Annotated in this window: 17 protein-coding genes; 4 read left to right on the forward strand and 13 right to left on the reverse strand. The window is 50.3% G+C overall.

Going from position 1 to position 17,942, the window contains the following annotated elements; genetic code table 11:
• Positions 1-37: 37 nt before the first annotated feature.
• The 4 genes from MHH82_RS22245 to MHH82_RS22260 all read right to left on the reverse strand — a co-directional run bounded on the left by MHH82_RS22245 (position 38) and on the right by MHH82_RS22260 (position 6,245).
• The gene (locus tag MHH82_RS22245; protein ID WP_340967875.1) at positions 38-2,647 is read right to left on the reverse strand and encodes a carbohydrate-binding protein; all 2,610 of its coding nucleotides are present in this window, start codon (positions 2,645-2,647) and stop codon (positions 38-40) included.
• A gap of 16 nt (positions 2,648-2,663) precedes the next feature.
• Positions 2,664-4,727, reverse strand: coding sequence for an alpha-galactosidase (locus MHH82_RS22250; protein WP_340967876.1), 2,064 nt, complete (start codon positions 4,725-4,727; stop codon positions 2,664-2,666).
• A 324-nt stretch (positions 4,728-5,051) separates the two neighbouring features.
• Positions 5,052-5,846, reverse strand: a complete 795-nt coding sequence (locus MHH82_RS22255; protein ID WP_015736516.1) for an SDR family oxidoreductase — start codon at positions 5,844-5,846, stop codon at positions 5,052-5,054.
• 51 nt (positions 5,847-5,897) lie between these two features.
• Positions 5,898-6,245: a nuclear transport factor 2 family protein gene (locus MHH82_RS22260; RefSeq protein WP_015736517.1), complete on the reverse strand. Its 348-nt coding sequence runs from the start codon at positions 6,243-6,245 to the stop codon at positions 5,898-5,900.
• A 166-nt stretch (positions 6,246-6,411) separates the two neighbouring features.
• Here MHH82_RS22260 and MHH82_RS22265 point away from each other — a divergent pair, with 166 nt between their 5' ends.
• Complete coding sequence (locus MHH82_RS22265; RefSeq protein ID WP_340967877.1) at positions 6,412-7,299, forward strand: LysR family transcriptional regulator; 888 nt, start codon at positions 6,412-6,414, stop codon at positions 7,297-7,299.
• A gap of 63 nt (positions 7,300-7,362) precedes the next feature.
• Here MHH82_RS22265 and MHH82_RS22270 read toward each other — a convergent pair whose 3' ends face one another.
• The 9 genes from MHH82_RS22270 to MHH82_RS22310 form a co-directional block, all read right to left on the reverse strand.
• On the reverse strand, positions 7,363-7,629 hold the full coding sequence (locus MHH82_RS22270) for a hypothetical protein (protein ID WP_015736519.1): 267 nt from the start codon (positions 7,627-7,629) through the stop codon (positions 7,363-7,365).
• A gap of 20 nt (positions 7,630-7,649) precedes the next feature.
• Positions 7,650-8,336: a class I SAM-dependent methyltransferase gene (locus MHH82_RS22275; RefSeq protein WP_015736520.1), complete on the reverse strand. Its 687-nt coding sequence runs from the start codon at positions 8,334-8,336 to the stop codon at positions 7,650-7,652.
• Positions 8,337-8,368: 32 nt separating this feature from the next.
• Positions 8,369-8,884 carry a hypothetical protein gene (locus MHH82_RS22280; protein ID WP_015736521.1) on the reverse strand — a complete coding sequence of 172 codons (516 nt, stop codon included), beginning with the start codon at positions 8,882-8,884 and terminating at the stop codon, positions 8,369-8,371.
• 15 nt (positions 8,885-8,899) lie between these two features.
• Positions 8,900-9,781, reverse strand: coding sequence for an alpha/beta fold hydrolase (locus MHH82_RS22285; protein ID WP_145037405.1), 882 nt, complete (start codon positions 9,779-9,781; stop codon positions 8,900-8,902).
• A 27-nt stretch (positions 9,782-9,808) separates the two neighbouring features.
• Positions 9,809-10,507: an HAD family hydrolase gene (locus tag MHH82_RS22290; protein WP_340967878.1), complete on the reverse strand. Its 699-nt coding sequence runs from the start codon at positions 10,505-10,507 to the stop codon at positions 9,809-9,811.
• Positions 10,508-10,523: 16 nt separating this feature from the next.
• Positions 10,524-10,991 carry an NUDIX domain-containing protein gene (locus tag MHH82_RS22295; protein ID WP_145037402.1) on the reverse strand — a complete coding sequence of 156 codons (468 nt, stop codon included), beginning with the start codon at positions 10,989-10,991 and terminating at the stop codon, positions 10,524-10,526.
• Between the two features lie 91 nt (positions 10,992-11,082).
• A complete protein-coding gene (locus tag MHH82_RS22300; RefSeq protein WP_139083858.1) occupies positions 11,083-11,625 on the reverse strand; it encodes a YfiT family bacillithiol transferase in 543 nt (180 codons plus the stop codon).
• Positions 11,626-11,667: 42 nt separating this feature from the next.
• Positions 11,668-12,069 (reverse strand): hypothetical protein, encoded by a 402-nt coding sequence (locus tag MHH82_RS22305; protein WP_015736526.1) that lies wholly within the window; start codon positions 12,067-12,069, stop codon positions 11,668-11,670.
• A gap of 44 nt (positions 12,070-12,113) precedes the next feature.
• Positions 12,114-12,602, reverse strand: a complete 489-nt coding sequence (locus MHH82_RS22310) for an NUDIX hydrolase (RefSeq protein WP_340967879.1) — start codon at positions 12,600-12,602, stop codon at positions 12,114-12,116.
• A 470-nt stretch (positions 12,603-13,072) separates the two neighbouring features.
• Here MHH82_RS22310 and MHH82_RS22315 point away from each other — a divergent pair, with 470 nt between their 5' ends.
• The 3 genes from MHH82_RS22315 (at position 13,073) to MHH82_RS22325 (ending at position 17,869) form a co-directional block, all read left to right on the forward strand.
• Positions 13,073-14,164: a class I SAM-dependent methyltransferase gene (locus tag MHH82_RS22315; protein ID WP_340967880.1), complete on the forward strand. Its 1,092-nt coding sequence runs from the start codon at positions 13,073-13,075 to the stop codon at positions 14,162-14,164.
• A gap of 427 nt (positions 14,165-14,591) precedes the next feature.
• Complete coding sequence (locus tag MHH82_RS22320; RefSeq protein ID WP_340967881.1) at positions 14,592-16,076, forward strand: endonuclease/exonuclease/phosphatase family protein; 1,485 nt, start codon at positions 14,592-14,594, stop codon at positions 16,074-16,076.
• A gap of 221 nt (positions 16,077-16,297) precedes the next feature.
• Complete coding sequence (locus MHH82_RS22325; protein ID WP_340967882.1) at positions 16,298-17,869, forward strand: acetamidase/formamidase family protein; 1,572 nt, start codon at positions 16,298-16,300, stop codon at positions 17,867-17,869.
• The last annotated feature ends 73 nt before the right edge of the window (positions 17,870-17,942 follow it).

Genomic DNA, 17,942 nt, shown 5'->3' on the forward strand with positions numbered 1-17,942 from the left:
AACTTGCAGATGAACATGATGAATCGATGATTACTTGTTATGGATTAGGGACGATTTTATAAAGCTTGGATTCAGCCGCTTTAAGCGTCACATCCAGCGAAGAGCCAGACGCCGTCTGAGATTGGCCGCTCCATACATCCGTCACCGTATAGGACGCCGTCCCTTCCGAAGCGATACCGGACCGAACGAGATCCACGGTGTGCTGTGCCGCATTTTGCGTATAGTTAAACACGGCTACATAGTGGGTTCCCTGATTGTCCAGCACGAATACGTTCGCTGCCTGCGTGCCCGTGTTGCCTTCTACCGGCCGGAACGCCTTGCCCTTCATCGCCAGCCCGTTCACTTCCGGGTTGGTCAGCAACGTTTCCATGTACTGCCGTGCCGTCGCATCCGTTACGTCATCCGAATTCAGGAAGACCGTGCCAGAGATCGCGGCCGCATTGACGCGAGACTGCGCGCCTTCGATCGATCCGCCTTTGGTCAAGTGCATATAGTCCGGATCGGTATAATGGTAGATCGTTCCGTTCTGCCACCATCCGTACGTCAGATTGTTCAGCTGGTATTCCGTGCTGCCGATGCTGCCGTCGATATCGCAGGAGATGCGGCGGCTGTGCGCATATTGGCTGGGGAACAACGGCGCGATGGAAGCGCTGATGAACATGGAGCCGTCCAGCACTTCATTCACGTAAGCCATCCCTTGGTTATAGGCCTGGATGCCGGTTTGAACGCTAGGGTCATCATGCTTGCCTTCCATTGCCCCATGGCTCAAAAAATCGATTTTGATATATTCAAAGCCCTTGCTCTTGAACTTATTCATGTAATAATCGATCCGCTGCTTCACGCCCGGATGCGTCGGATCCACGGCATAAGCGCCGTCCAGCGTCGGCAGCACGTTGCCGTCCATATCGCGCAGCACGATATCGCCGTATTTATATTTGCCGTTCGTCCCTTCGACTTCCTGCTCCATATTGTTGCCCCAGTACACAAACGGCGAGTAATAGATGCCGGCCTTCTGTCCATTGCTATGAATGAGCTGAACCAGATCCGTCAGCTGCTGATCCGTCATGTTATCCCAATAGGAATCGAGATTGATGTAGATATCGCCTTCATTGTTGAAGGAATGGTTCTGAATATGATCTTTAACATAATTCGAGACCGAGACTGCCTTGTCAAAGCCTAAATCGCTGGCATAAGCTCCCCAGCTGTTCCAGCCGACCGGAACGCCTTCAGGAATGTCTTCGCCAAAGGCTAACGGAGGCTGGATCGCTGCATTCACCTGGCCAAACTCCTCCAGCCCGGTCCGATAATCCTCGAAAAAGCCGACCATGATTTTCGGCGAAGCAATCTGCTTGCCCGTTACTTTTCCATGCGAGATCGTGTCCCACGTGGAGGTGGATGACGTAAATCCGCCATATACGCGCAGTTTGTTCAATTTGTCATTCGAGCCGCTCCAATAGATGCCGGTTTTCCACGTGTCATGCGTCACCGATCCGATAACGAGGCCGTTCCGGCTCGTATTGTCATAGATGGCCGTAAGCTCCGAGCTGATATACAGACCATTGTTGAGGCCGGTATTCATCGACTTCGCTTGGTATCTGGACCAAGCATCATTGTCGAAAGGAACGACGAGGACACGGTTATCGTCATAGCTGCCGATGTCGATGCCGCCTCTCGCTTCCATCGCGATGGGCGCTATGTTTCCCGAAGATATGGCGGAATTGTGGGTAGCGACTGTTTCCGTAAGCAAATATGGCCCGTCTTCGTAGACATAATAAATTTGGCTGAGCGATGGCATTCCCCCATCCTCATTCACGACCGTCACCTTGATGCCCTTGCCGGTGGCATCCTGGAATGGGACCACCTGATTTTTATAAAATTTATGATGTTTATAGTCCTTGCTTGCAACCATCCGGTCGAGCTGGATCTCGCTGTATAACCCCTTGGCAACCGGTTTGCCGTTCCAATTGTATTGCGACAAACCGGTCGAGGTGTTGTACAGCAGCTCATACGTCGGATTGGATACCTTGAAGCCGTTGGCATACTCGGTCAAGGTGATGGAGCCATAGCTCGTGGCTTTCTTTTGCTTGCCTAAATCGCCAATGCTTCCATCTGGGTCTGATCCGTCATCGCCGGCTGAATCAAAGGTCAGCTCAATTTTGTCAAAATCGGGCGAGTAGCCGCCTGCATCATCGAACAGAATCGTGTTGCTGCCCTGCTTCAAGTAAATTTGAATCTGATAGGTGCCGATCGTGTTCCAATCCGCTGTTTTCGGAAAACTGAAGTTCTCCTTCTCCGCTCCGTTTACGGAGATCGAAGCCGCGCGGGAATCCCCGGAGATGTAGAACATGTTCATATTGTAGATACCGGCCTTATCGGCCTGAATCCCGTTGAACGTCAGCGTGGAGCCGCCGTACAGATTGCCGGCTTTTTGCCCGCCCGAACAGAAGCCGCAATCGACCGCTCCTGCATTGCCGGTAAACGTGTTCTGAGATGCCTCGGCCTCGTAGGAAAGGATGCCTCCGGCCGTTTGACTCGGCGGCTGCGGTTCTGCCGAAGCAAAGGAGCTGCCTAGCATAGCCCCCGCTAACAGCATCGATAAGAATAGCATGAATGGCTTTTGGAAGAATTTGAACGGATGGATATTCACTGAACCTCTCCTCCTCTTATTCATTGATTTCGGCTAACTTTAGAATTTTCGATTCGGCTGGCGCCAGCTCGACCGTAAGTGTGCCGTTCGCTTGACCTGTCAAGCCTTCCCACACATCCAGGACCGAGTAGGAAGCGTGCGCCTCGAGTCCGCACCGTTCCAAGGAAATCGTCTTCTGCACGGACTCGGCCCCGTCAAAGTTAAATACGGCAATATACGTGGTTCCCGCTTCGCTCGGATGGGTCAGTACAAACGTATCCGCAGCCTGTTTCCCCAGATTCCCCTCTACGGGCACAAAGGTTCTGCCCAGTCTCGCAATCTCTGTGATCGCCTCATTTCCCAGCCAGTTCTTGGCGCGCCATGCCGCTTCCTCATGCCGGAAGTCATCGCCCAGCAGCAGCACCGTTCCCGAGATCACGGACGCGGTCAGACGGCTTCGCCCTTCATGGCGGGTCGTCGAATCCTGATTGAAGCTTTTATAGATCACGGCATGGTCCGGATCGTTAAAACGGTACAGCGTATCGTTCATCCACCACCCGTGCGTCAGCGAGTTCAGCAAATATTCCGTATCCTGGATCGTTCCGAACACATCGCAGGAAATTCTGCGGCTGTGCGCATAGGAATAAGGGAACAGCGGGGCAATCGACAGGTTGATGAAGAACGGTCTGCCGATCCGCTCCGGGGAGAGTTTATCCGTCAGATACGATAAGCCGTAATTGTAAGCAGCGATCCCCGTCGTAATATTCGGGTCGTAATGCTTGCCTTCCAGAGCCGCATGAGCCATGAAGTCCAGCTTGATATACTCAAATCCCTCGGAGACGAATTTATCCATGAACCAATCGATTCGCGCCAGGTTCCCGGGATGCGTAGGATCAATCGCAAGTCCGCCGTCAACATCCGGCAAAATCTCGCCATCCTGGTCGCGAAGCAGGATATCGCCATAAGTATACTTCCCATCGGTGCCCTCCACGGGGCTGCCGAACCCGGCCGGACTTCCCCAGAAAGCAAACGGCGTCCAGTATGTACCGGGTTTGTGCCCGTTCTCGCGGACCCTTTTCAAGGCATCCTCCATCTCGACAGGCGTCAGGCGATCCCAGAACGCATCGAAATTCATGTACAGGGTATCCTCGTTATGAAAGCCCTGCGGCTGAACCTCCCGCTTCAGAAAATCGCTCGTCGCCACATAGAGGTCGTAATCCAGCGTGCTCATGGCGGCCGACCAGCTGTTCCAACCGATCGGGACACCGCCGTCCCAACTCAGTGCAGGCGCTACCTTCGCATTCGCTTCCCCATACGCTTCGAGTCCTGTCCGGTAATCGTCGTAATCCCCTACCATAACCAGCGGAGATGCGACGCGGGTTCCTCTTACGTAGCCATGCGGCTGGGAATCTCGGGTCATGGCGTCGGCAGCGCCAGCGTACAGTTCCAGTTCATCCAGCTTGCCTGCGGTTTCCCCTTTGACGCGAATGCCGGTTTTCCATACGTCATGACTGATCGATCCCAGAATCAATCCATAACGGCTGTCCGGCTGGAACAAGGCCGTCACTTCGTAGCTTTCCGTCTCCAGCGGGGCCGTCTCCGTCAGATAGCGCACCCATTTGTCATTATCATAAGGCACGCGCAGCACATGCAGCGCTTCTCCCGGAACCGTCTCGCTCCCGCTGGATATGCTATCGGTTTTCACCACCGCGATGCGGTTTACCTTTAATTCCTCTTGACCGACTATGACGACTCTTGTGATGAAAGATGAAGCTCCCTCATAGACATAAAAATGCTGTTCCAGGCCTGGGAGCAGATCGGATTCATGCTTAATCACGGCATGGATTCCGGTTCCGAACGAATCTTGGATCTTCTCCGGCTGCCCCATCATATAGTGGCGGTCGTAATGTCCCGTATGGTATTCCCGGCCCTGCCATCGAAATCCGCTTCGTACTTCTTGCAGAACGAATCCCTTGCTGCCTGCGTAGGCGTAACCGCCTTTTTCCAAATCCACCTCAATGGCTACCAGGCCATTCGCCAAGCGAATGTGAGTTTCGGCATTCACCCCCACGTTCACCGCCGTATCGCTGCTTCCTAACATCTGTGGATTGCCTCCTTCTGCGTGCATCTGTGCTGCATTCAGGCCGTTTTATAGCATCAAGCGCCTTTTACAGCTTGCTACCATTATAGAAGGGCGGTTAAAGCGCTTACTATACAACGATCTTCCGATCCATATCGGGATATAACGCATCTGGAGCGACTCATTTGTTAAAATGCAATATGGCCTCTTTTGGCTGATCGCACCGATCGCTTGCGAAGGATATGCTCATAAGAAACAGGCTATCTCAGAGCGCCTAAGCTCTCCGGATAGCCTGTTTTACATATGGATGATGAAGTACCACTGTTCTCACGCTAAATCTTATCATTAGACGGTTGGTATGGTGCCGCCGTCGATCACATATTCGCTTCCCGTTATGGATGACGCCCGGTCCGATACAAGAAATGCCACCAGCTCGGCTACCTCTTCCGGAAGCCCGGGACGTCCAAGAGGAATCCCCCCGAGCGAATCCATCAATTCCTGAAGCGCGCTTTCTCGGCTTCCTGATACCGACGCAATCCGGTCGATCATGGCATCTGCAGCCTCTGTCTGAATGAATCCGGGCGATACGGCGTTAATTCGAATGCCCCGCGGAGAAAACTCGTTGGATAACCCTTTGCTGTAATTGGCAAGGGCAGCCTTCGCCGCGGCATAAGCCAGCGTGGTTTCATAGAGCGGCAGGCGTCTCTGTATCGAAGTGATATGAATGATGGCACCCGATCCCTGCTCTACCATATACGGCAGCAGCCCCCTGTCCAAACGAACCGCCGCGAGAAGATTCCAATTCAAGGCTTGAACCCAATCCTCGTCAGTCAAGGCAAGCGCTCCTCCAGGGGGTGTGGTCGAACCGCCTACGCAGTGCACCACAATGTCAATTCCATGCAGGTGCTCCTGTACACCTTGAATCACCTTATCGACGCCTGTAGACGTCGCAATATCGGCTTGAACGAACAAGCCTGAGCCGACCCGAACGCTAGGTTCGGAACGGGCGGTAGTCAGTACAGCCGCCCCTCCGTCTGAAAGCCGCTTTACGATGGCCTGACCCATTCCTCTGGTTCCTCCAGTAACCAGCACTCTTTTGCCTTCAAACTCATTCCATGGTCCTTCATGTCTATGTTTCATAATGGCCCTCCAGTATTCGAACGCTCAAATTTTGATTATGGTATTTTTTCCTTACTTTGATTCAGTAATCTGTAATTTTGAAATCTGACCGCTTTGCACCGTGAAACAAAAATCAAAATAGTAAGGGCCTGCCGGATAATCACCATTTACTTCGGTTGAAACGATGTACTGGTCTAGGCGTTGATGAATGTTTGTCGCCCGGACATTTACCCGTGCGCCGATGAATTCGTCGTCGCTCCATTTCTGTATGGCTGCCTTGCCCCTAAACTCCCTGCTGTCATCGACGACTATAGCATCCTTGCCGATGCACGAAAGCATCCGGTTTGTATCATGATCATTGCTTGCGGATATAAATGTGCGAATTATACTCGGCAGCTGCTTCTCGCTTATCTCGATCATAAACGCTTCACTCCTTATGATATGAAATTCCTCAGGCTTGACGCCGCTTATCCTCCCCCGCTCCGGTTGAAGACAAGGATATCTTACCTTGACGCTTTTATTACGTCCAATTTATAATAATCATAAAATCTATAAATAAAATTCATATAAAGTAGGTGCTTAGCGATTGGAGCTTACACAGCTGGAGTATTTTTTGACGGTTTCCCGTCTTCAACATATGACGAAGGCATCGAAAGCGCTCAGCATCACGCAGCCGGCTTTAAGCCACGCCATCTCCAAGTTGGAGAGTGAGCTGGGCGTCCCGCTATTTGAACGAAATGGCCGTAATGTGAAGCTTAACCGCTATGGCAGCATGTTTGCCAGATGGGTGGAGCAGGCCCTCCAGGACATTCAGAACGGGATGCAGGAAATCGAAGAATCGTCCAATCCGGACACGGGGATCATTTCGGTTTCTTACCTGAATATTTTAGGGGTCGATCTCGTCCCTGCCCTTGTCAGGGCCTATCAGCTGGCTCATCCCAAGGTTCGTTTTGAATTGCATCAGGGAAACCTCGGCGATATTGACGAACATTTGGAAAAAGGACATTCGGACCTCATGATTACATCGAGAGAATCAACTATAGATCAACATAACTGGCTGGTCATGAGAACCATGCCTTTATATATCGTGGTTTCAAGTCACCACCGCTTGGCGAATCGCCCCTCGCTAAGTCCGATGGATTTGTCCGGAGAGCCGTTCGTCGGCTTGAAGCATAATTGCGGCCTTCGAGCCACGATTCAATCGCGATTTCAGCATACCGGCTTTATTCTGTCTTCGACGTACGATGCAGAAGATTTGGCCACCGTTGCGGGTTTTATTAAAGAGGGACTTGGCGTCTCCGTTCTGCCGAAAACGGCCGGCCTCATGCTGGAAGGCCTCTCGTGGATTCCCATTACCGATGAAGGCTGGTTCTGGGAGATTGGCTTGAAGTGGAGGGAAGACCGCTACCTTTCGCCTGCGGCCAGACGATTCATTGAATATGTGGAGCATCATTATCAAGTCAGCGGGAAGTAACCGGTTGGCGCACAATAAAAAGGCTATCCAGGTCAAAACGACGCTTGGATAGCCTTTGCTAACTCATCGAAAGATCACGTCAATCACCTTCGCCACGACCACGCACTCTATGACGAAGATCAGTAAACAACAAAAATAGAAAACGGACAGCTTCAGTTCCCCGAACTGATCCTTCCAATAACGTCTGCGGAACAAAGAGATAATATCCGGCGTAAACGAATACTTCACCGACTGCTTCAGATCATCCACGTCATCGAAAATTCGTCTAAAGATCCACTTATAGATCGGAATATTCAGGATGAACAACACGACATAGATTAGAAGTTCCACAAGGCCGTGTCACCTCCTAGTTAAACATGCTTCCACCAGACCCCCGCGCACTCCGGCACCGTTGACCATTGGTTCGCTATGATCTTACCCGTTAACTCTTCACCGAAAAAGAAGCCTGTGTGTAGCAATGCCTCCTCTACCGTATCAAAAACATAATCGGTCCGAATCCACTGATGGCTAAATCCGTATTGCTGCTCCAATTGAGCGTAATAACCGGTTAGGAAATCGGGAGGATTCGGCGTCTCCGTTCCGGTTCCCATCGTTTCCAGTATCAAGATCGTCCCCCCGGGTCTCAAAACTCGATGCAGCTCCGACATCACAAGTTCAAGATTCTCACGCCATTCCTCATGGCTGGAATCGGCCAGATAACTAATGCTCCAGCCCGATACAATCAGATCTACACTCGATGAAGCAACCGGGAGATTGCGATGATCAGCAACCATTGTGGTCCAATTGCGAGAATCTAAAGCTTCAGAGCATTTATCGTCCAAAATATCAAGCATGGGTTGCGATATGTCGGTACAGATCAATGATCTAGCGTCGGCGGCAAGCAGCATCGATAATCGGCCTGATCCTGCCCCCAAATCAAGAACATCCAGTCCTTCGTGCGGTCTGACCCTATGGATAAGTTCAGATAAATCAGGCTGTCTGCTAACCATGGCCTCATAGGCTTGAGCCTGCTTGTCGTAAATTTTATCAATAGACACAATTTGTCCCCCTATCCAGCCCGCTTACGAAATTAATTCTCCGCGGATGTTCCTTGTCTTCTGTTCATGATGTCCTGTATCAGTTTGTACATGAAGCACAGCAGCAGCGAGAAGGCAATCATCATGAAATACGTGTTCCAATTGAAAAATTGATTGTTCATATGTATCGAAAGGAGACCGCCGGACGTTATCGATACGATGTGATCCCAGTCCGTTTGGCCCCACCTCAATTGGAAAGCCTCGGCTAGGATTTCTCTATAGATTTCGAGTCGATGAAGCTGATAAGCATACCCCGCTATGATATAGCCGATCAGCACTAAGATCAACAAACTCAATCTGCTGAGTGACAACTTCACATCTTTAAATAAACGAATCCATTGATAGACCAACATAAGAAAAAGAATGCTTAAAGGGATCAGCAGCAGGATGGCAGGATTGCCGTTTCCGGAGCTGCTGCCGGGCCGAGGCGTCATCATATTGCCGAATAGAACCACGCCTAGCGCGGCAAGCGCAATGATGATTAAAGCGGCAAAACGTCTCATTTTCATATCGGCACACCTCGTTCAAGCTTCCTTGCAAAAGCCTATAATCTCTTCATGAACGAGCTCCGGCATCTCATGGTTAATGGCGTGACCCGCCCCGTTAACGATGCGGTAGCGCATCCCGTTCGTCTCCAATCTGGCAACCGCCTTCGGATAATGACTAAGCAAATCCCGCTCGCCAATGACGAACAAGGTCTTGCTGCGAATAGCCTGAACGTCCGCTGGCGAATGGATCGTAATCGCATGCTTCATCATGGAGCGATTGTTGAAGTACTTCAGCAAGTAGAACCAGTGCTGCATCAGCTCCGGATTGTTCTCGAATGCATCTGCATGGGTACCGCACAGCTTACGAAGCAATGAACGCACATTTCGTTCCGAAGGGAATAAGGCTTCCGGCAGAAAAGCCCTCATCATTTTGCTCATCACTTCAAACTGGCTTCCGGCAATGCTCCCGGCCAAACAAACAATCCTGTTCACCCGATCCGGTCTGACGATGGCGTAATGATAGGCCAGATAAGCTCCATAGGATACGCCTGCGATATAGACAGCGTCCACATTCATCGCCTCAAGGACCTCGTCCAGCCATGTTGCCTGATTGAATTCGCGTGCATACTTGTCGTTCGGCTCGCTCTTCCCGGACCCTCCGATATTATCCACCGCGATGATATGAAAGTTACGGGATAGCTGCTCCACGTTATATATCCACATCATGGCGACGTTATCGCCCGTTCCATGCAGTAACAGCAGCGGAGGAAGATCCGAAGAACCTGCCGTTACGACGTGCGTGATACCGTAGGAAGTAGAAATAGTATGCTGCTCATACGGCACCGTCCACGCTGACAGCAGGCGGTCGTAGGATGCATAGACGAGCTTTTGTCCATGATTGCTTTTGAATCGCTTCAATACGTGCACCTCCAATGACATAAACTTTTATCTTATGCTCTTGCCTTCATGGTGTTTGGCATATATTGGAATCAATTGTTCTAGCTTATGTATGGTCCTGTATGGCTTCACGTCCATAGAGGCGTCCCATCCCCCGTCTCTCGTATACCAGATGGCTTTGATACCGCATTGTGCTGCCCCGATTACATCGTTATGTGGATGGTCTCCGACGTACCATGTCTCTGATGGCATTACGTGAAGTCGGCTCAGAGCTCTAGTAAAGATTGCCGGATCCGGCTTTTTGACGCCAGCCTCTTCGGAGATCACGATAGAATCGAAGTATTCGCGAATTCCCAGCTGATGGATCTTGCCCTCTTGGACTTGAACGGTTCCATTGGTGATGATGCCAAGCTTAAGTCCCCAAGTCTTCAACTCGCGCAGGACGGGAACCAGCTGATCCATCGGCTGGATACAACTGGCGATTTCCCCTCTGAAAAATGACAAGTATTCATCCGCCTCCGGGGGATTCACCCACGGAAGCTGCTCAACCAGCATCTCATATACTTCGCGCTTATCCCGATAGCCGTTATGATCCGCTTCCTTGAATCGCTTGGCTATCATCATTTGAGCAGCTTCATCGGAATCGGGGAAGTACCTGGCAATCAATCGCTTGATGAACGTGTTAATTGCTGCCCTTCTGTCCGTTAATGTCTCATCCAGATCGAAGATGATCGCTTTTACTGTCATAGGCGCCTGCTTTCTATTAAAAATGGGCCCGCTCTCCATTTCCCTTGATGAAGATAGGCTCCGGATATTTCAAAGCCGTCGGCGGCCGCTGATCCTCCGGATAGAACGCCAGCTCCGCAAACTCGTCATTCTCCGGGTCCAGCTCACCGCTCACAACGCTGCACTCGAACACAATGGTGAGGTACTCCACTTGGTGTCCATTGCTGTATGTATATCGGCGTTCTTTTCCGCCATACACCCCAATGATTCGCTCAGGATTGATATCAAGCCCCGTCTCTTCCTTCGCCTCGCGAATCATCGCCTCCGCCGGCGACTCACCCAGCTCGATGGCACCTGCTACAAGGCCCCATAATTCTTCCTGATGCTTTCTTCCGAACAAAATATCATCCTGATCATTTCGGATAATGCCTGCAACGGACGGCATGAATATCAGCTGATCTCCGATCTTCTCTCTCAAATCTTTATAGTAATCCGACATTCCCATGGCTTTACGCTCCTTTGGTTTGGTTCTTCATGCTGACATGGAAGGCTTGGAATCTATCTTCTTCTGTCCTGGATCTCCAGCTCATATGGGCTCACTCCTTATGTAACTTCACAGCTTCGCGGTTCGCTATGGATCTAATCTGTGCGATATGATGCTGGTTGTGCCATACGAATCGCTGCAAGGCGATGTCCAGGGTAATGCTGCCGAGCACTTGGGTTCTCATGGTTCTTTTGAAATCCTCGGGATGTAGATCCTTAAGCAGGATAAGAAAACGAAAATGAAGTGTTTCCAGAAGCGAAAGCGAGTTCTCCACGGGAACTTCCGTGTAATCGCTCAGCTCAGCCCATAAATCCTCCCTGTACGAGCTAGCCAGCGGCTCATCCTCAGTCAATGCCCGTTTAAATCGCAAGTAAGCGTTCATGTCGTTATCGGCGAGGTGGTGCACGATTTGCTGAATGCTCCAGCCACCTTCACGGTATGGCATGTGCAGCTGGGAAAGAGGACACTTCATGATGATTTGCCGAAGCGTCGGTACGATTGAAGGAATCTGCTGCATAAACTTCTGTCTGTCCTCCAAAGTTGGCTCCACCAATGGCTCAAAGGAGCCCAGGGGATAACGGATGCTGACCACCACTTCCTTACCTCCTCCATACATCATCGTACCCTTCATATGTTTCTAGTCGCAGATAGATCGAATAAACAATACACCGGATAATACGGAAAGCAGCATGTGTATTTCCGGTTTCCCAAACATCTCTATAACGAACAGCCTTCCAAGTCCAAACCACTCAATCCAATAAATGCCAGGAATGAAGATGATGACTGTAAGTAAAGCAGCGGGCAATAACAGCCAGCTTAATCGAACTTGCCCCTTAATTAAACTACCCCATGCTCTCCACTCTATTAAAACTCCGAACAGGAATCCGTATAAACTCATCTTTAATAACGAGAATTGCTGGGGAGATAAATCTGTATAGGCCCTTTGAATTTCATTATGAGTTTCACTCATCAGGTACAGTAATATGAACATACCGATGACAACGAATCCGCCAAAAGCGATTTTTTTAGGTTGGATCATCCCTCTTTCGCTCCTTTATTCGAAAAAATAATACGAAATATCCGCTAAGAATTATGATTATGCGATGCCCCCGAAGTTAGAAGCAAAGATGGATGAAACAGCGCAAGCGGGTACTGCACGCCTTTTTCGAGGCTCTCCACAATCCGCCCCATGACTTCGGCATCCCGGAATATCATGCTGTCATCCGCTAAGAGATCAGGTAGCGTGACCCAGCGGCAATCCTTGATCTCGTCAGCACCCAACTCAAGCGAGCCCCCCATCACGATTCCGGTAAAATGAAACATGACGACATGGTGATTCAAACTGCTGATGAACTGATAAACCCCTGTTGTGCCCGTCAGTTGTACTTCATACCCTGTTTCTTCCTTCACTTCTCTAATAGCCGCCTCAAACATCGTTTCTCCAGGCTCGATGCGCCCTCCCGGAAAGTTCCAGGTACCCCGAACCGAAGGTTTATTTTCTTGGATAATAAACACTTGATCTCCCTGTACGAGGGTAACGCTGACCACAAGCACGATCCCATTTTCCGTCATATCCACAATCCTTTGCACATGATCTACATAAACAGAACCCGCCTTTGGCGTTAACCGCGAGGAGGGTTCTTGGATGAAATATCTGGTAACTCCCCTTATTCTACCGTTATCGCACATAACACGCAATCGCACGACGTTAATGAAACTTCAACTCGGAATGACTCCCCTTCTCACGCATATCTCCATCGAATAAATACTCCAGTACGAGACTGCCCCAACTGCTAGGAATAGTTTTTTATGTAGATAGAGTCACGCGTCGGGTCAAGCCGATAAGGCAGAGAATATATTATTGAAGACTGAATACTCCAGAACATCGCCCCATGATCATGATGTCAAATTCTCCGGTCACCCTTCTGAATGCCAGCATTGCAACAAGCAAGCACGTTCTACTGAACATTTCCATCGGAGATTGTTGAAGCCTTTTAATTTTCTTCGAAATAAGGGAACTACGATATATTGGAGGTTGAGCGATGTCCGGGTATGTAAATGTTGATGTCCCGATCGAACTGCTGTTCACGGATCTGATTACGGAGGAAAGAAAAAAGGATATTCCCAACTACACCGATTCCTGGTACGTACATCATAAACTTTCGGCTGATATGCCTATCATGCGTTTTGATTCGCACAAGAGCCTGTACCGATATTTCATGAACGAACAAGCCAGCCCGTCCGCGTACCTGGATTGGTATAAGAAGATCTTTCTCACCAGGGGAATCGACCCGCCTTTACAGGATGAAGAGGTCCTCGCCTTTAGGAAAAATCAGTATCACATGATGAAGGTGGATCTGTCGTCCAACAGCGCTTTTTTTCATCAAGACCCGCCTTTGGTGAAATTTAATCGCGCAGGAGGTTATTTTAACCTGAAGGACGGACATCACAGGTCGACTTTTTTGTATTGCCAAGGCAAGAGGAGCATGAAAGTCAAAATGTCCAGCGAAGATTATATGGACTGGATGAATATCGAAGGGCTGTCAGAGGTTGCCGATTCTTTTCAGAGATATCAACGGAGCCTTATTTATACCCCCATACTGCACCCTTCCTACCTTCATTTGAAGAGCGAGCGCGATCAAACCTATCCGACCAGACTTGATGTCATTATGGATTTCTTGGGTACACGTTCTCTTCTCGGCACGAAAGTGATCGATATCGGCTGCAATATTGGATATTACGCACGGCATTTCGCCCGCCAAGGTGCGCACGTAACCGGATTGGAGCCGCTGGCTGAGCATTATGATCTGGCTTTGCGGCTGAATCGGCTGGAAAGGGTGAACTTTGACCTGCTTCCGGACCGTTTCGAATCTTCATCAAGACTTCAGCGGTATGAGATCGGCCTCCTGTTAACCGTGTTTTATCATCATATGGGAGACCAAGATATCCGTAACGCTTTTTTGCGGAAAATCAATCAATGCATTACCGATATGCTCTTCTGGGAATCAGGCGGCGAACCGGAAACGGAAAAAGCGCTGCTGCTGCAAAATACACATTTCACCCGATATGTAAAGCTGGCGGCCACATCGGGCACAGGGAAAGTAAGGGAGCTTGGCGTATTCTTAAAAACCTGAAGCTGGTAGTTACAGGTGAACTAAAACTCGGGAGCCTGTGCTTCTTGAGGCGTTATTTACGTTCATGACGGTATTGAGGTCAAAGGGGCCTGCAGCTACAATGGTCTTCTTGGCCTCTTTCTTGTGCCGTACCACCGCGGAGCCGGAAACAACCGGAGAGGCGGAGCTAGGTTTACATATTACGAGCAGCCTAATGGACTTCATACCGCCATCATCTCTCCATATTAATATTCTCTTCTTTCCCGAGTGGCCTCTTCCAGCCATTTCCTCCACGAATAACCATAACAACAGCAAAAACCTAAAAAAATGTAAATACGCAGCCCGCTAAAAATACGATATGATATGGGCAAATCAGGAAGGGAGGACAAGTGACCTGCTTAGCATCCATTAGGAACATATTCTTGCACATGACAAAGGAGGAATTTTAATGAGAATCCCCAAAATCACCAGCCTGTTCATGATGCTTACATTTCTGACGACGGCATCGCTATCCGCTTCCGGCGAAATGGGAAGCACCGCGGAAGCCTCGTCGGGTCCTTTAAAGGTTATGAGCTTCAACCTGCGGTATGCCGCCAATGACAGTCAGCCCTGGGAGAACCGCCGCCCAGTCACCAGGAACCTCATCCTGGAGCATCAGCCGGACGTTATTGGAACGCAGGAAGGACTCCACCGGCAAATCGTGGATCTGGAGAATGATCTGCCGGGTTATGATCGGATCGGAGTCGGACGTGAAGGCGGGAGCTTAGGGGAATATATGGCGATTTTTTATAATACGGACCGGCTGACGCCACTGGAGCAGTCTCATTTTTGGCTGTCCGATACGCCCCAAACGATCAGCTCGGCCAGCTGGGGCAACCAAATTCCGCGGATGGCAACCTGGGTTCGCTTTCAGGATCTTCGAAACGGCAAAACCTTTTATATGGTCAACACGCATCTGGATCATCAATCCGAGGTTTCCCGGCAGAAGAGCGCCGCACTTATCGTTGATAAGATGAAGGCATTTGACCCGGATATCCCCGTTGTAATCACCGGCGATTTCAACACGCTTCCGGGGAGCGATACGTATTCGATTTTTACTAGCAACGGGTTGTCGGATGCGCATGTCACGGCCAAGAAGCGAACCAACGATGATCTGGGAACCTTCCATAACTACAAGGACCCTACGGGCGGCGGCAGCGGAAACCGAATCGACTGGATTCTGCACGGCCAAGGTTGGAATATCCTGCACAGCGAGATTATCAACTACAAGGAAGACGGCCAATACCCTAGCGATCATTATCCCGTCATGATGGAGGGCACCCTACAACAATCCAACAAAACCACCGGAGAAACGGTGCCCAAGCTGCCCTTGACCACGGCTCTGCATATCTCCGAAGTGGTCGCTAACTCGAACGAGCAAGGGAATTACAATTATGTGGAGATCTATAACCCCACGAACCGGGAAATCGACCTGGAAGGGTATCAAATCTACTATTATTACGATCCTGCCCTTCCGTTCGACAAATCCAAGTCCAACCGCTGGACCATTACGAAGGATCGCTACAGCACCAACACCCTTATCGGCCCGAATGAAACCAAGGTGGTCTGGATCAAGAAGCAGCCTTGCTGTTATGACCTGGAATTGGAGCAGTTCCTTGCCAACTATCATGCCGATGGGGATGAGCTCTTACCGTCTCAGGTGCTTGCCGTCTTCACGCCGGGCAACAATCAGGGCCTGAACGGAACCTCCACCAGCGGACGTTCCTTGGGTATTTCATCGCCATCCGGCACGCATCTCGTAGGGGTCCAGTTTAATAACGGACAGCTGGATGCCGGTGTGAACGAATCGATCACCTATCAGGAGCCTGCGCCGCTGATGAGCATTATGCAGAAAAAAGACACATTTCAGCGCCCTTCCCCTGGTCAGCCGTAAGCTTCATACTCCAAAAAAACAGATAAACCTTCCACATGCCATGACTCAGGCTCATGGTGCGTGGAAGGTTTCTTAGGTATTCACCCTCAGAAATCTAGTTCTATGTAATTAATTTCATCTGTTTCATGTAATATAACATAACATAGATATTGTTAAACTTATCCTTCTCCATGTATAATGCTGCTAGATTGATAATATGCACAGGATAAAGGGGAGATAATATGTCATCAAGGAAAAGAAATACTCGCTTTCATTCCATCACCGCAGCTTTATGTACGATTTCCTTGTTCACCGCTGTACCAGCGCAAGCCGCTGCCCTCGATTCGTTTCCCATCCTGCAATCCACCAGCAATGAGCAACTCAGAGCCGATTATTATGTCCCCAGCACCGTAGAGAATATCAGTTGGGGGCATCTACCGAATCGGGACAGCAAATCCATCATGACCGTCACCTCCGGCAGCACCGTCACGTTTGATACGATATCCCATGAAGGCATCCTTGAAGACCAGGGAAGGGATCCGGAGAAGTATTTTGCTTCCTTCGGCATCCGGCCAGATCAAGTGCTAGATGACGCTAAAGCTGTTGCTGCCTCTGAGCTGCAGCATGATTTTGACAACGATGGACCGCATGTCGTAACCGGACCGATCGAAATCCAGGGAGCAGAACCTGAAGATGTGTTGAAGGTCGAGGTTCTTTCTCTCACCCCCCGGGTTCCCTACGGCGTCATATCCAACCGGCATTATAAGGGGGCCCTTCCCGGCGAATATCCCGAGAATGACGGGCGTAAAGAAGGAGCAAGCGCAGCAAATCCCGAGCTATACCAAAATATTTCCAAATTCACGCCGGTAGAAGAAATCAACGGTAAACTCTATGGCGTGCTTCCCGTTGAACAGGGCGGGCATGTCCGCTTCCCGCTCAAGCCTTTTATGGGACTTATGGGCGTCGCACCGGATACCAGTGAAAAAGTTAGCAGCGTCCCGCCGATCGAAACCGGAGGCAATATCGATATCAACGAGCTTGGCGTCGGATCTACGCTGTATCTTCCGGTTCAGGTAAAAGGCGGGCTCTTCTATACCGGCGATCCTCATTTTGCACAGGGAGACGGCGAGGTTGCCTTGACTGCAATGGAGGCCTCCCTTCGCGGCACCTTCCGGTTGACGGTGCTGAAAGCTGGCGATCCATCCTTGCCGCGTGCAGAGCTCAAGCAGCCTTTTGCCGAAACGGAGGATTACTGGATTCCCGTCGGTCTCGACCCCGATCTGGATGAGGCCATGAAGGAAGCGGTACGCGAAGCCCTTGGTTTCCTGAATGAGAAGCTGGGCATGGATCGCGCAACGGCTTACGCTTACATGAGTGCGGCTACGGACTACGAGGTTTCCCAGGTGGTGGACAAAACCAAAGGAATTCATGCGCTGATTCATAAGCGGCATTTTATTAACAATCTCAAGCTGTCGATCGCCATCAACGGTTCCGCCCTGGGCTCCTCCATCATCGGGGATGAATTCTATGTTCCCCTCCGTCCGCTCGCTGAAGGTTTGGGCTATGAAGTGGAATGGGATCCTAAGCGGCATGCGGCCTTAGCAACCGCCCCGGGTAAAAGCATAACCGTCCCGATCGGACAGGCGATCTATGAAATGGATGGCAAGGCGGTGTACAACAGCGAAGCGGCCATCATGAAGAATGACATAACCATGATTCCCATCAAGACAATCCCTGCTCTGTTCGGGGCCCATGTGAACTGGACCACCAGCGGGAATGTGCTGAAAGCCAGCGTAACGCCTTCCCTGGATTGATCTTGTACACAGTCGCTATATGATTCTACCGAAACAAAGTCCCCCTTAGCTGGAAACGCCATCTAAGGGGGAC

This window comes from Bacillus sp. FSL K6-6540 (assembly GCF_038007545.1).

Bases quoted from the DNA above. Each gene is read 5' to 3' on its own strand.
- MHH82_RS22250 (WP_340967876.1), bottom strand. From the start codon at position 4,727: ATGTTAGGAAGCAGCGATACGGCGGTGAACGTGGGGGTGAATGCCGAA.
- MHH82_RS22255 (WP_015736516.1), bottom strand. From the start codon at position 5,846: ATGAAACATAGACATGAAGGACCATGGAATGAGTTTGAAGGCAAAAGA.
- MHH82_RS22260 (WP_015736517.1), bottom strand. From the start codon at position 6,245: ATGATCGAGATAAGCGAGAAGCAGCTGCCGAGTATAATTCGCACATTT.
- MHH82_RS22280 (WP_015736521.1), bottom strand. From the start codon at position 8,884: ATGAAAATGAGACGTTTTGCCGCTTTAATCATCATTGCGCTTGCCGCG.
- MHH82_RS22290 (WP_340967878.1), bottom strand. From the start codon at position 10,507: ATGACAGTAAAAGCGATCATCTTCGATCTGGATGAGACATTAACGGAC.
- MHH82_RS22295 (WP_145037402.1), bottom strand. From the start codon at position 10,991: ATGGGAATGTCGGATTACTATAAAGATTTGAGAGAGAAGATCGGAGAT.
- MHH82_RS22305 (WP_015736526.1), bottom strand. From the start codon at position 12,069: ATGATCCAACCTAAAAAAATCGCTTTTGGCGGATTCGTTGTCATCGGT.
- MHH82_RS22310 (WP_340967879.1), bottom strand. From the start codon at position 12,602: ATGACGGAAAATGGGATCGTGCTTGTGGTCAGCGTTACCCTCGTACAG.
- MHH82_RS22315 (WP_340967880.1), top strand. From the start codon at position 13,073: ATGTCCGGGTATGTAAATGTTGATGTCCCGATCGAACTGCTGTTCACG.
- MHH82_RS22320 (WP_340967881.1), top strand. From the start codon at position 14,592: ATGAGAATCCCCAAAATCACCAGCCTGTTCATGATGCTTACATTTCTG.
- MHH82_RS22325 (WP_340967882.1), top strand. From the start codon at position 16,298: ATGTCATCAAGGAAAAGAAATACTCGCTTTCATTCCATCACCGCAGCT.